This is a genomic window from Bacillus mesophilum, assembly GCF_008923265.1.
Taxonomy (GTDB): Bacteria; Bacillota; Bacilli; order Bacillales; family Cytobacillaceae; genus Cytobacillus; species Cytobacillus mesophilum.
The window spans coordinates 66,994-80,473 of record NZ_WBOT01000002.1; the positions used below are offsets into that span (position 1 = coordinate 66,994).

At 36.6% G+C, this 13,480-nt stretch carries 13 protein-coding genes; 2 read left to right on the forward strand and 11 right to left on the reverse strand.

Translation table 11 applies throughout. The features are described from left to right. Positions 1-120: 120 nt before the first annotated feature. The 5 genes from F7732_RS23400 to F7732_RS05210 form a co-directional block, all read right to left on the reverse strand. A complete protein-coding gene (locus F7732_RS23400) occupies positions 121-210 on the reverse strand; it encodes a putative holin-like toxin (protein ID WP_367659892.1) in 90 nt (29 codons plus the stop codon). A 202-nt stretch (positions 211-412) separates the two neighbouring features. Beyond that, complete coding sequence (locus F7732_RS05195) at positions 413-2,281, reverse strand: PTS fructose transporter subunit IIABC (RefSeq protein ID WP_151572777.1); 1,869 nt, start codon at positions 2,279-2,281, stop codon at positions 413-415. Between the two features lies 1 nt (position 2,282). Beyond that, positions 2,283-3,206, reverse strand: coding sequence for a 1-phosphofructokinase (pfkB, locus tag F7732_RS05200; protein ID WP_151572779.1), 924 nt, complete (start codon positions 3,204-3,206; stop codon positions 2,283-2,285). Beyond that, complete coding sequence (locus F7732_RS05205; RefSeq protein ID WP_151572781.1) at positions 3,203-3,955, reverse strand: DeoR/GlpR family DNA-binding transcription regulator; 753 nt, start codon at positions 3,953-3,955, stop codon at positions 3,203-3,205. Before F7732_RS05205 ends, pfkB begins: the two co-directional genes overlap by 4 nt. 536 nt (positions 3,956-4,491) lie before the next feature. Beyond that, the gene (locus tag F7732_RS05210; protein WP_066444749.1) at positions 4,492-5,091 is read right to left on the reverse strand and encodes a nitroreductase family protein; all 600 of its coding nucleotides are present in this window, start codon (positions 5,089-5,091) and stop codon (positions 4,492-4,494) included. 214 nt (positions 5,092-5,305) lie between these two features. Between F7732_RS05210 and F7732_RS05215 the strand changes: the two genes are divergently transcribed. After that, a complete protein-coding gene (locus F7732_RS05215; protein ID WP_151572783.1) occupies positions 5,306-5,596 on the forward strand; it encodes a hypothetical protein in 291 nt (96 codons plus the stop codon). Positions 5,597-5,744: 148 nt separating this feature from the next. Then, positions 5,745-5,903 carry a hypothetical protein gene (locus F7732_RS22540; protein WP_156495756.1) on the forward strand — a complete coding sequence of 53 codons (159 nt, stop codon included), beginning with the start codon at positions 5,745-5,747 and terminating at the stop codon, positions 5,901-5,903. Positions 5,904-5,914: 11 nt separating this feature from the next. On the opposite strand, the gene F7732_RS05220 is transcribed toward F7732_RS22540, so the two are convergent. From F7732_RS05220 to F7732_RS05245, 6 genes are all read right to left on the reverse strand, one after another. Further along, on the reverse strand, positions 5,915-6,910 hold the full coding sequence (locus tag F7732_RS05220; protein ID WP_151572785.1) for a hypothetical protein: 996 nt from the start codon (positions 6,908-6,910) through the stop codon (positions 5,915-5,917). Next, positions 6,910-8,139: a glycosyltransferase family 2 protein gene (locus F7732_RS05225; protein ID WP_151572787.1), complete on the reverse strand. Its 1,230-nt coding sequence runs from the start codon at positions 8,137-8,139 to the stop codon at positions 6,910-6,912. Before F7732_RS05225 ends, F7732_RS05220 begins: the two co-directional genes overlap by 1 nt. Then, positions 8,136-8,897, reverse strand: coding sequence for a hypothetical protein (locus tag F7732_RS05230; protein WP_151572789.1), 762 nt, complete (start codon positions 8,895-8,897; stop codon positions 8,136-8,138). Before F7732_RS05230 ends, F7732_RS05225 begins: the two co-directional genes overlap by 4 nt. Before the next feature lie 350 nt (positions 8,898-9,247). Further along, positions 9,248-11,719 carry a bifunctional diguanylate cyclase/phosphodiesterase gene (locus tag F7732_RS05235; protein ID WP_151572791.1) on the reverse strand — a complete coding sequence of 824 codons (2,472 nt, stop codon included), beginning with the start codon at positions 11,717-11,719 and terminating at the stop codon, positions 9,248-9,250. Between the two features lie 306 nt (positions 11,720-12,025). Further along, the gene (locus F7732_RS05240; protein WP_151572793.1) at positions 12,026-12,247 is read right to left on the reverse strand and encodes a hypothetical protein; all 222 of its coding nucleotides are present in this window, start codon (positions 12,245-12,247) and stop codon (positions 12,026-12,028) included. Between the two features lie 176 nt (positions 12,248-12,423). After that, positions 12,424-13,464 carry a ribonucleotide-diphosphate reductase subunit beta gene (locus tag F7732_RS05245; RefSeq protein ID WP_151572795.1) on the reverse strand — a complete coding sequence of 347 codons (1,041 nt, stop codon included), beginning with the start codon at positions 13,462-13,464 and terminating at the stop codon, positions 12,424-12,426. Positions 13,465-13,480: the final 16 nt, after the last annotated feature.

Genomic DNA, 13,480 nt, shown 5'->3' on the forward strand with positions numbered 1-13,480 from the left:
ATACTTAATAAAAACAGCTGTGAATGTTGCAGCATTCACAGCCATTTACAATAGTCCGTTTCCATCGGGGATCGGCCCAAATCACGTAGACCTCACCCTTCTTTTTAGCTCAAGGGAGGTCTATTTTTTGTCTTTAAAACTTAAGACAGCAATAATTAAGCTTGCAAAGGAAATCATAATCATCATTCCTTCATATACTGTCAAAGGCATCACCCCCTCTCAGAACGGGGTTAGCCGACCACCCTATAGAGAAACTTTCTACTGCTATTTAATTATACCATAAATTTGTCCTAATAATCGAACACATGTTCTAAATATTGAAATTGAGTCTTCATTCCTATATTTAAACAAAAGGCGCCTCCTGCTTTTACGAAGCTGGAAGCGCCTTTTCAGTATCTAAAATGTACTTACATTATTTTACTGGTTTTTTCAAAAGTCCTATTAATAGAGCTGATACAATTGCTCCCGCTACAATTCCTATTAGGTATACAAGCCATGAACCTTCAACCAATGGAATAACAAATACTCCGCCATGCGGTGCTCTTAAACCAATATTGGCCATCATGGACACAGCACCGGCAATAGCTGAACCAACCATCATCGAAGGAATAACACGAAGCGGATCAGCTGCTGCATATGGAATGGCTCCTTCCGTAATAAATGAAGCACCCATAATGTAGTTGACTTTTCCTGCTTCTCTTTCTTGTTTCGTAAATTTATTTTTAAAGAAAGTAGTTGCTAAAGCAATTGCTAATGGCGGAACCATTCCTGCTGCCATAACAGCTGCCATTGGTCCAAATACATCACTTGCAAGAAGACCTGTTCCAAATACATATGCGGATTTATTGACTGGCCCTCCCATATCAAAAGCCATCATTAACCCTAAAACGGCACCAAGCAAAACAGCATTCCCTGTTCCTAAACCTGTTAACCAGCCTGTAATGGCATCATCTAAAGCGGCTACTGGTTTATTAACAACATAAAGCATAATGAATCCAGTTAATCCAATACCAAGTAAAGGATATAATAAAATTGTTTTAATTCCCTCTAATGCTGCGGGCAATCCTGAAAGCACCTTTTTCAATCCTACAACTAAATATCCAGCCAAGAATCCGGCAATAATACCGCCAAGGAAGCCAGCTCCTCCTGTTGCAGCAAGCATTCCGCCAACAGCACCAGCTGCAAACCCTGGACGGTCAGCAATGCTCATTGCGATGAAGGCTGCCAGAATTGGAATAATAAGACCAAATGCACTGCCACCGCCGATTGTATTTAATGCTTCAGCAATTGGGTGATATGATGGGTCATCAGGATTTGAAGCATTATAACCAAACATAAAGGAAATCGCAATCAAAATTCCTCCGCCGACAACAAATGGCAGCATGTTTGATACACCATTCATTAAATGCTTGTAAATCCCCGCTTTTTGTTCTTTTTGCCCTTCACCTGACTTTGAATTATTATCCGCACTGTATACAGGCACATCCTGATTTAATGCCTTTTCAATTAACTCCTTAGGCTTTCGAATTCCATCAGCAACTGGCGTTTGCAGGACATGCTTGCCTCCAAAACGAGCCATTTCTACTTTTGTGTCAGCTGCAACAATAACTGCAGTTGCTTTCTCAATTTCTTCAGCTGTTAAGACGTTCTTCGCACCGCCAGAACCGTTTGTTTCAACTTTAATCTGCACACCCATTTCAGCAGCTTTTGCTTTAAGGGAATCTGCCGCCATATAGGTGTGTGCAATTCCAGTTGGACATGCAGTAACAGCAACAATAAATTGCTCGCTCTCATTAATTTCCTCTTGAAGAGGTTCTTCTTCCTCTTCTTGATCATATGAATTGATAATATCAATAACATCTTGCTCTACTTTAACGTTTTGCAGTTTTTGACGTGCTTCCTCATTCATCAGAATGGAGGAAAGACGTGACAATGCTTCTAAATGTGTATTGTTTGCACCCTCAGGAGCAGCAATCATAAAGAAAAGAAATGCCGGCTGTCCGTCCAGTGATTGATAATCAACACCATTTTCAGACTTACCGAAAGCAATGGCAGGAGTTTTGACTGCGGAAGTTTTAGCATGCGGAATCGCAATTCCCTCCCCAATTCCTGTTGTACTTTGCTCTTCTCTTTTAAGAATAGCTTTCTTAAATTCATCTCGGTCATTTAATTTGCCTGCTGAGTCTAATTTATTGACTAATGCTTCGATTGCTTCATCTTTTTTGCTGCCATTAATCGAAAGTAAAATGGTCTCCTTTGTCAGCAATTCTGTTATTTTCATCTTAGTTCGCTCCATTTCCTTTTCTTATGTTCACTTCATCTAAGAGCTGCTGAATTTTTTCCTCGGTCGCAAGCCCAATAGAAAATGCGGTTGCACTGCCGCTCGCCACACTATATTGAAATGCCTTTTCAATATTCTTTGTTTTTTCATATTGAGCTAAAAAGCCAGCTACCATCGAATCACCAGCACCAACCGAGCTTTTCACCTCTCCATTTGGAACATTTGAGGTATAAACTTCATTTTCACTGATAAAAATGGCACCGTCCCCTGCCATTGAAACAATGACATGTTGAGCACCCATCTCCAGCAGTTGTCTGCCATATAGAATGGCCTGCTCTGCTGATGTAATCTCTGTCTCAAAAAGCTGACCAAGCTCATGATGGTTTGGCTTAATGAGGAACGGGCGATATGGAAGCACCTTTCGTAATAGCTCACCTTCAGCATCAACCACAAAAGATGTTCCATTACCTGCTAGTATTTTCACGATTTCTTCATATGTTGAAGCAGGCATACTAGCTGGAATGCTCCCAGCAATAACAAGCAGATCTTCTTCCGTTAAAGCAGAAATTTTCCTTTTCAACAGATCCATTTCTTCCTCTGCTATATTTGGTCCCTTTCCATTCAGTTCTGTTTCTTCTGCTGCCTTAATTTTTACATTAATTCTTGTATCATCGTTAACGTGTACAAAATCTGTATTTATTTGCTCACCCTGTAAATACGTCTCGATATACTTGCCAGTAAATCCTCCGACATAACCAAGTGCAACACTAGTAACTCCCATTCTTTTTAAAAGACGGGAAACGTTGATTCCCTTGCCGCCTGGCAGCTTAGTTCCCTCTTCAACCCGATTTAAATGACCCACATTAAATTGATTAAGGGATGTGATATAGTCTACAGAAGGGTTTAGCGTTAGTGTATATATCATGAATTCACTACCTTTACCATAGTTTTACTCTTTATTTCGATTAGACTCTCTTCATCATGTTCATTTGTAATAATTACTGCTTCGTGCAAATCTCCTATTTTAGCGAATCCAATTTCAAACAACTTAGAATCATCAGCCAGCACATATGCTTCACGGGCTAAACCAATGGCCGTCTGCTTAATCAATGCCTCTTCCTGATCTGGCGTTGTAAAGCCAAATTCGGGATGAATCCCATTGACCCCCATGAAACATTTATCGAAACGGTATTGTTTCAAGCTTTCAAGTGCTCCGCGGCCAATTACTGCATTTGTTTTTGGCTTCGCAAAGCCGCCAATAATGTAAGTCGTAATGTTTCGATCTATTAATTGATTTACATGTGTAAGTCCATTCGTAACAACAACTATATTATGAACAGGCAGGAAAGGGATTATTTCAGCTACTGTAGAACCTGCATCTAAGTAAATGGAATCTCCTTCTTCAACCAGCGATGCTGCATGCTTGGCTATTTGTTTTTTTTCTTGAAGGTTTTTGGCTGATTTTTCAATCATACTTGGCTCTTGAAGCTTTCCTTGTAATCTCGAAGCCCCTCCATGTACTCTTTTCAGGTATTTCCCTTTTTCCAATTGAGTTAAATCACGTCTGATCGTCGATTCTGAACTATTTGTAGCCTCTACGATATCTTGTATTTTCACCGTTGACTGCTGCTTTAATAGTTTTAATATAAGCTGGTGCCTGTCTGGCGTAAGCATTATAAAAATCTCCTTTTTACTGAAGCTTTATCATGTTCTTATTGTACTGAAACCGATTGCAGATTTCAATCATTTTCTTTCAAAAACATTCAACTAATGATTGTTTTTGAATGGAAATTGAATTTACTATTATTTTTAGAATTATCTCAAAATAATAGTTTGATCTATATTATGTATTATGCTAAAATCTAAAATAACAACATATAGTTTTAATCTTCATAACAAATACTATATGTTGTTTTATCTTTGTTTTTTCTAATGATTCCATAGTCTCTTTTTTATCCGTCTCCTTGTGGAGCGGATCTTTTTATGTTCCTATATTTTTTGCCTGCTGTTCTGAAATTATTTCTTTCTTAGCGGATAAATGAGATGGGAATTTGAAATTCCTGTAAAAAATCTGAATCATACCCGCAGCTTTGTCCGTTGGGTTTACTTTCCTTTTAATTTTTATAACACAGTAGCACAAAACAAAAAACCTGAATGATTATATAGAGTTAATCATCCAGGTTCTTCATGTCTAGTACCCTTTAAGGTAATTATTCAAATATCTTAATACGCTCTTCCAGCGGTTTAAAATCTTTTTCTCCAGGAGCTATAGTTGGTTTTCCGAATGGCATTTGTGCAATTAACTTCCATGATGACGGAATTGACCACTCCTGCTGGATTGACTCATCGATTAACGGATTATAATGCTGTAAAGAGGCCCCAAAACCAAGTTCCTCTAAAGCAGTCCATATTACAAATTGATGCATAGCAGATGTATGCTCTGACCATACAGGGAAATTGTCTGCATATAACGCAAAATCTTCCTGAAGTCCTTTTACTACTTGCTGATCTTCATAAAATAAAACGGTGCCATATCCAGCTTTAAAAGAATTGATTTTTTCATCTGTAGGCGAAAAATTTTCAGCTGGTACAACTTTTCTTAAAGCATCCTTTGTTAATTCCCAAACTTTATCATGATTCTCACCCAGCAATAAGACCACTCGCGTGCTTTGCGAGTTGAATGATGATGGTGTATGGAGAACTGCTTCGTGAATAATTTCTTTTATAGCTTCATTCGAAGCAACATGCTCCTTACTAATACCGTAAATGGAGCGGCGGTTTTTAATAGCATTAAAAAAAGCTGAACTCATATTATTTCCTCCTAAATTAAATTCGATCAGATACACAGTTATTATTGACCACTTAACAAGCAGATTAGACATAAGATGTAATTTTCTTGAATTAAAGCATTTAAAAGTGTCAAAAGTAACTTTCTTGTCAATTTAATTCAGAAAGGTGTGACAGAAAAACACCCTTCAAGAACATATAATAAAATTAATCCCTTTTGAAAGGCGGTATTTAAAAATGGACACCCTCACAAAAAGTTATGTTGATTTTTTTCAAAAATCAATTATCCCCCTGCCAGCTTTTAAAATGAAAAATAACTCTATTTCCAGCAGTCACTGGCTCATTGCCATAGAAGGCAAATTAGAGAAAAAGAAAAATTACAGCTGGCGAGTTGCGGTTTACCCATCAAGTGAAATAGGAAACTTTGAATGGAATGACCTTGTCTACCAATCAGAGCGGTTTGATTCTTTCAATTCAGCCTGTGCACATGCAAGAGAAACAGAAGAACTATATAAAAAAGTAAACTAATCTTTCCTATATCCTTCATCCACTCCCCCTTACCTGGCTTCACCCTCTTTTTTTTAATTCAATTGTGAAATCCATCACATAAATCTTAATGTTTAACAACAGCTTGAATCGTGAATATAATCAGTAAATAAAATAAATGGAGGTCATTATGTTGCTGGATATAAATTTAGAAGGAATTGTTCACACGGACATTCAGACAAACGAAGAAAAATCGCTGAACTTATCAATTGGCGGTGAAGATTTGCTTCAATTATTAAAAGACATTCATGGAGAAAAAGTAAGGATTACGATCGAGGAATTAAAATAAAAGCACCACTCCTATAGCGGAGCGGTGCTAAAGTCATTAACTGTATGAAATAAAATATAATCAAAGAAATGTTCTTCCTCAGAAGCGATCGATTTTTCAAGCTCGATAACATGGTTCCACATACGTTCTGCAACTTGCTCTTCTCCAATTAACAATAAGTAATCATACGCAAAAGCATAAACAGCCAATGATTCATACAAAACAAGGGGCTTTCCGCTGTTTCTATCATAACGGCCAAACACTTTTCCTTCTTCCTCCAATTGTGTGAGCAGCCAATTGTTGAATAAGGGAAGTTCTTGTCCACGCTTCACTTTGTTGGCAGCGATTAACAGCTGATCGACCATATGAACCTCATCACTATATTGATATGCTTGCTTGCTTATATCGTAGTATTCTGGAAAAAATGGTCCTTCGATAGTTAATGCATTTAAAAGCAGCTCTTCTGTTTCATTTGTATCTGTTAGTGTTCGAAAAAAGTCATCTGTTAAATAGCTTAATGTTATTCTTCCTGCTGGTTCACCTGTAGTCCAATCTGAGAAATCACGATACAGTCCATCTGCATACTGCAAACTTACTAAAGAGTCCCTTAGTTCATCTGCTAATTTTTGATATTCTTGTTCCTTAAATGATAATGAACCTTTGATAAGCGCCTGAATAATCCTTACATCATCAATTAATGCATTAGCTGCTGCCTGCTGGTCAAGAGACCAGCGTATATATATGCCCTTTTCATTTGAAAGAAGGAAATGTTTTTTAAGAACATCTACTTGCTCACGAAACGCTTTATCATATCCGCCAAGCAGCAAATAATTCATATACAAACCTAGACTTTCAGATAAATATTGCTGATCTTCACCTGATGTATAGGTAGAAATAAGTGAATCATTCATATAATGGTCTTTTACATATTTCTGCACGGTAACACCGTCCCCATTTTTGCTCCAAGTGAATATAGCAATGAATACTAGCACCAGCAGAATGATTATTAATAGACTATTTTTCTTCATTACATTTCCGTCTGTTTAAAACGCTGGGTTTTATCCCATGAAACAGTTTGCCCTTTCATTCTGCTTTTAATATAAATATACATGCTTCTGATCAGCAATATCACAAATAATTGCGCATAGGTGAAATACATGATAAACACGTAGGCTACATTACGAAGGGTAATATCATCATCAATCACAATGGCACTTAACAGCTGAGCACTATACACAATATAGCTCATAAACCATAGCATAAGAAGCGGTGCGGCAATATTCGGAAGGTCTAGACCCAATATACTAAGCAGAAAGAAGATATGTGAAAATAAAAGCAGTCCAATAAATACTGCATACGTTAATAAATGCTGCAGAGAAAGGATAAATGTTCTGCCTTTCCAGAAAGAGAACTCTCTTAATGATTTTTCCAGCAAATAAATATTACCAGTTAACCAGCGTGTTCTTTGCTTAATAAATACCTTCAGATTTTCAGGCTCCTGTTCCCACGTACATGATGTCGGAACTACTGGCAGCAAATATCCAGCTGCAGTTAATCTGACCGTTAACTCCGCATCTTCGGCTAAAGCATAAACATCATACCCGCCAAGTTCTTCAATCACTTTTCTTCTAAGCAGCATATTCGTTCCAGCTAATGATCCCAGCTTAAACAAGGACCATCTCCCACATTGCATTAATAGCTGAAATACCCGAAACTCGAGAGCAATCATTCTGGTTAACATATTCGTTTCTTTGTTTTGTGTCTTCACATAGCCAACAGCACCAGCCGCACCATTTGTTGTTTCAGCAGCTTCCACTAATTTTGTAACAGCGTCTGCTTCAGGCTGGTTGTCTGCATCGTAAACAATAAAATAATCTGAAGATGAAATTTTTAATCCATAGTTTAAAACACGTGATTTTCCTCTAGGCTCACCATCCGGAACAGGAATATAATGAATGTTTGCAAAAGCCTCTGAAAATTCCTTGGAAATGTCGGCGGTATCATCCTTTGAACCATCATCAAGCAAGTAGATGTCAAGTTTTCCTGGATAGTTCAGCTTCCCCATGGCACTTAATGTATCACTAATGACGACTCCTTCATTATAAGCAGGAATAAATAAAGCTACACTCGGATACTTTTCGAGCGGTGGTGGATGCTTATAACGAACCCTGTACCATAAGCCGCTTATTGTCACGGCAGAATAAAAAAGAAGCAGAATCCAAAAGAAAATCATAATCATCGTTAAGATATTTGTCATTTCTTTTCCTCCACTTCTTCAATAATTTGGTCTATTGAGGATATTTGGCGGTGTTTATATTGGTAAGGTGGTTGAATTTGATTAAAAACAGTATGAGATTTTGAACGTATCCTCTCTATAACTACAGCCACACCCTTTTCATTAGTATTCTGCAGAAGAATCAGAATACCTTTGTTTGTGGCGGTAACAAAATCATACTCTTCACGAATGGAAGAGAATACAATTTGAGAAAGCTTATGCTTTAAAGTTGATAATGTGTTCTTATTTTCCAGATTTAATTCCAGAACTAATAGCCAAAGTGATTCATTTCTTCTAATAGCACCCTTTTGGACTATTTTCGACTGATCAAGAAACTCATGTTTCGTTAATAATTTTGTTGATACGTCATATTTCTCAAGCAATTTTACTTTTTCAGACAACTGATTGCTCTCATTGACTGTCTTTTTCAGATAATATACGAGAACCCAGTAAAGCAGTAAAAAGGCAGTTAATAGCAAATGAATATACATAAAGTAAAATTGTATATTCTCTTGATGAGCTGAAAAAAAGGCATAGCCTGTTAAAAAGGCTCCAAATCCTAAGATGACTGTAATAATGATAGGGAATAAAAATTTAATATTGGTGAAAGAAAGAAGCAGGATGGATGAAGCAATTAGAATTAATGCAAGCTTGTAGAACGGCAATTCTGTCAGGAAAATGACACCTAAAATACTGACCATGACGACTACCACTATATTAATAAGCATAGATCTTTTCATTATGATTCAGCCTCCTTGAAAATGAATGTGTTAAGAAAGGTGGCTTATTGACATTGCGCAGATTAACACTTACCTATTATTATAACAATGATTTCTAGAGATAATAATAGTCCAACTTTTCCCATTCATATTAGAGAATTTGGAGTACATCCTCAAGTTATCCTGGTAAGATCTTGTAGTCATAAAAGTATATAATAAAATGTTATCCTCCTAAAACAGATACAAAAATAAAGAAGGCCGTAGTTCTCCGAATAGAAAAAACTAGACGGAGATATAATTCTCGTCTAGTTCATTTGTTTCCCCTATTGTTTACGATTTATTCTTAGAATTTCGATTACAATGGTGATGCTTTAAACTTCTGCTATTTGTTCTAATGACTTTTCTTCCATACATTTTTGCAGCAATTCTTGTACTTCAAGAGCTTTAACCGGCTTACTGAATAAGTATCCCTGATATTCATCACAGCCATCCTGTTTTAAAGATAACAGCTGTTCATTCGTTTCCACACCTTCAGCTATTACATTCAGATCAAGGCTATTAGCCATATTAATAATCGTTTTGACAATGGCGGCGTCTTTCCCGCTCTCGTTGACTGTACTAATAAAAGAGCGATCAATCTTTAATGTATCAAGTGGAAATGACTTAAGATAGCTGAGGGAAGAATATCCTGTTCCGAAATCATCTAAGGATAATTTTATGCCCATTTCTTTTAATTGATTTAGGACTGGAATCGCATAAACAGGATCTTGTACAATCGTTTCTGTTAATTCAAGTTCCAAGTACTGAGGATCGATTTTAGTATTTTCAATAATTTCCATCACCGTATCTACAAACGAGGTCTGCTGGAATTGGCGTGCTGAGATATTTATACTCATTCTTACTGGAGCATAACCCTGTATTTCCCATTCCTTCGCTTGTCTGCACGCTGTTTCAATGACCCAATTTCCAATCTGAATGATTAACCCCGTCTCTTCTGCGAGTGGGATAAATTCAGCAGGCGAAACGGTGCCCATCTTCGGGTGGTTCCAGCGGATTAGAGCTTCAACACCCTTAATATGACCAGTGTTAACATGGATTTGCGGCTGATAATATAGTTCTAGTTCATTATTGATGACTGCTTTGCGCAATCCAATCTCAAGTCTCATTTTTTTGGCCATTAGGTCATTCATATCCGATGTAAAGAATTGATAATTGTTTTTTCCATTATCCTTTGCCCTGTACATCGCAGTATCTGCATTTTTTACAAGTAAATCAGCTTCTCCGCCATCTTCAGGGTACATACTGATGCCGATTGAGGCGGAGATAAACAGTTCGTTATCCTCAAAATGAAATGGCATTAATAATTCATCTAAAATTTGCTGTGAAATTTTTGCTGCATGCTGATGGTTCATTTGCGGGAAGATTAATATATACTCATCTCCTCCCTGTCTGGCAAGCATGTCCTTTTTCTCAATATATTTAGACATTCGCTTAGATACTTCGACAAGAAGATGATCACCAACACTATGGCCGAGTGTATCATTTATATATTTAAAGCGGTCAAGGTCAATAAAAAGAACGGCCAATGATTGATGATTGATTGCTGCCTGTTCAATACTTAAGGAAAGATAATTATTTAAAAATCTTCTATTTGGCAAGTTTGTTAACGGATCACGATAAACAAGCTCCGTTATTTTTTTCTCATTCTTTTTCCGTTCAGAAATGTCCCGAATGATTCCACTGAAATACGTATTTTCATCATTCGTCAAGGTCGATAACGTTAATTCAATTGAAAAGACTTCTCCATTTTTGCGGAGTCCTTCCAGTTCAACCGACTTACCTATAATTTGTTCTTTCCCAGAAGCAATAAAATCCTTTAACCCTTTATTATGTGCCTTACGATAGTTGACAGGAATAATTACGTCCAGATTCTTTCCAATAATTTCATTTTCTTTGTAGTAAAATATAGCTTCTGCTGCGTTATTCCAAGCAATGATATTTCCATTACTGTCAGCTAGAACGATTGCATCATTCGCAGTCATAATAATGGATTGATACATATTATCCAAAAATTGAAGCTGATCGGTTTTCTGCTGAAACCTTCTATCTAAAAATGTACTTGCCAAAATGATTGTGAGAAGCAGAAACATTCCAATTCCTATACTGAACCCCATTACTGTGGTATTGATTGCAGCTGAGGAATGAGCGTGTGCGTGATTGTGGTCAATTCCCATAGATTCATATGTTGCTGCAGCCATCCCGGTAAAATGCATGCCGGAAATAGCAGCTCCCATAACTAAAGAGCTCGCTATCTTTTTAAGATGTGTGTATTTTTGATTCGCATTTTTTTCAAAATAAAAGAATAAATATAAAGCCGCTAATGAAGCAACAAAAGCAATAATTATCGACAAAACAAATAATAATGGATCGTAAATAATCGCAGCATCCATTACCATTGCTTCCATCCCTACATAATGCATTAAAGCAATTCCAGCTGATATAAAGGCAGCTCCAATAAAGATAAATAACCCTCGGTTTAAGCCTATACTTACAATCGCAAAAGCAATGGCACATGCAACTACAGCCAACACGATTGATAAAACCACCAGAAAGGTATCATACATAACTGGAATACTTAGATGATGAGCCAACATGGCAATAAAATGCATAGACCATATACCAAATCCTAAAGAAAAAGCACCAGCAGTAAGCCAAATATAACGCACCATGCCTGAAGATCTTCTCAGGCGGCTGACAATATTTAAGGATGCATATGAAGCAATAACAGCAATTAAAATGGAAATAAAAACAAGAGTTATATTATAGTAGCTGGTAAGCTCCATGAAATGTACCTAGCCTCTCTAAAAAAATTCTATAGTGGTAATGAATTATAATAGTTAAATGTTCCTATAAGACATATTATAATAGCTAAAAAGGATATTTATCATATTTAAAATATTTAATTTTTTCATAAAGGAATTACGTTCTCTACAAAAGAATATCTCTCACGCATTTACCTTTTTGAGTATAAAAAAAGCCTTTCCTTTTTGGATAGGCTTTTCGCAAGTATGTATACAATCATACGAGTTTGCGCCTTAGGACCCTGGGTGGAAATAAATCCCTGTGGGCCCAAACGCAGTTTCAATCGTTTAGACAGAGGTATTTTCCTTTGTAACTTCCCTGTTTTCTTTCCAGATTTTATAGTGAGTAAACATTGTAAATAGCAAGAAAAAGTTCATCGCCCAAATGGATATGACAGGACTTAAGCCTCCAAATTCAATGGTTGATGCTCCTTTTAGGTACATAGCGATATATGATTCAATAACGATCAGAACAATCGCTCCGAAACCGGAAAATGCAATGCGAATCATGATTTCTCACTCCCTCACCTTATTTATAATAATTATAAATTAGATTATGAAGGAATACAATCAAAACGTTCAAAAATTCGTAAAAATTCTCTTTGAAATACTATTGACAAATTCATTATACATAAAAATATAAAAAAGGATTAGCGACATTTTCAAGTCACTAACCCTTTTTCTCGTTAAAGCTCATCAAATCCGTTATCGACTTGATTCACTTTCGTATATTGACGTGATTTTTGCTCGAAAAAGTCTGATTTGCCCTGGTCAACTTCTTCATATGCTACAATCCAGCGCAATGGATTTGTTCTAAAGCCTTCAAACGGTCGTTCAAAACCGAGCTGATTGCTGCGCACATTTGCGTAAAATTTAATATATGCTTCAAGATCGCTTAGCAGAACACCTTCTAATTTATTCCCAATAACCGTACGTGCCCATTCAATTTCAAGCTCTGCCGCTTCTTTAAATGTTTCTTTCACAAACGCTTTTAGTTCTGGTGTATCCAATTCAGGATTTTCAGCTAATATTTCTTTAAAGATCTTCACAAATAAATCCACGTGAATTTGTTCATCACGATTAATATAGTTAATCATCGTGGATGTGGAAACCATTTTTTGATTTCTTGCAAGATAGTAGAAGAAAGCAAAGCCGGAATAGAAGAACAAACCTTCTAATACCACATCGTAAACAATAGACTTTAATAGATTTTCAGCAGTTGGGTCCTTTGCAAAATCTATATAGCCGTTTGTAACAAATTCATTTCTCTTTATTAATGTTTCTTCTGTACGCCAGTATTCAAAAACTTCGTCCTGCTTTTGTTTTGAAACAATACTTGATAGTACATATGAATATGAATGATTGTGAATGACTTCTTGCTGTGCAAGAATGATCATCAAGGCTGAAAGGCTGGAATCTGTCAGATAATCTGCAACCTTGCCGGCATAATCCGTCTGGATACTATCAAGCAGAGCTAATAACCCGATAATTTTCAAGAAGGAATCTTGTTCATCTTTTGATAATGCAGGAAACTGCTTAATGTCTTGAGACATATTAATTTCAAATGGCGTCCAAAAGTTAGCCAGCATTTTTTTGTATTTAGGATATGCCCAAGAATAACGGACATCATCCCAGTTTAATATATTTGAAGTTGAGCCATTGATAATAGCCGTAGACCGGTTTGGGGCGGTCTCATCCATAATTTTTCTTTTATTGATCGTTGCCATTCGTATTTCCCCTTTC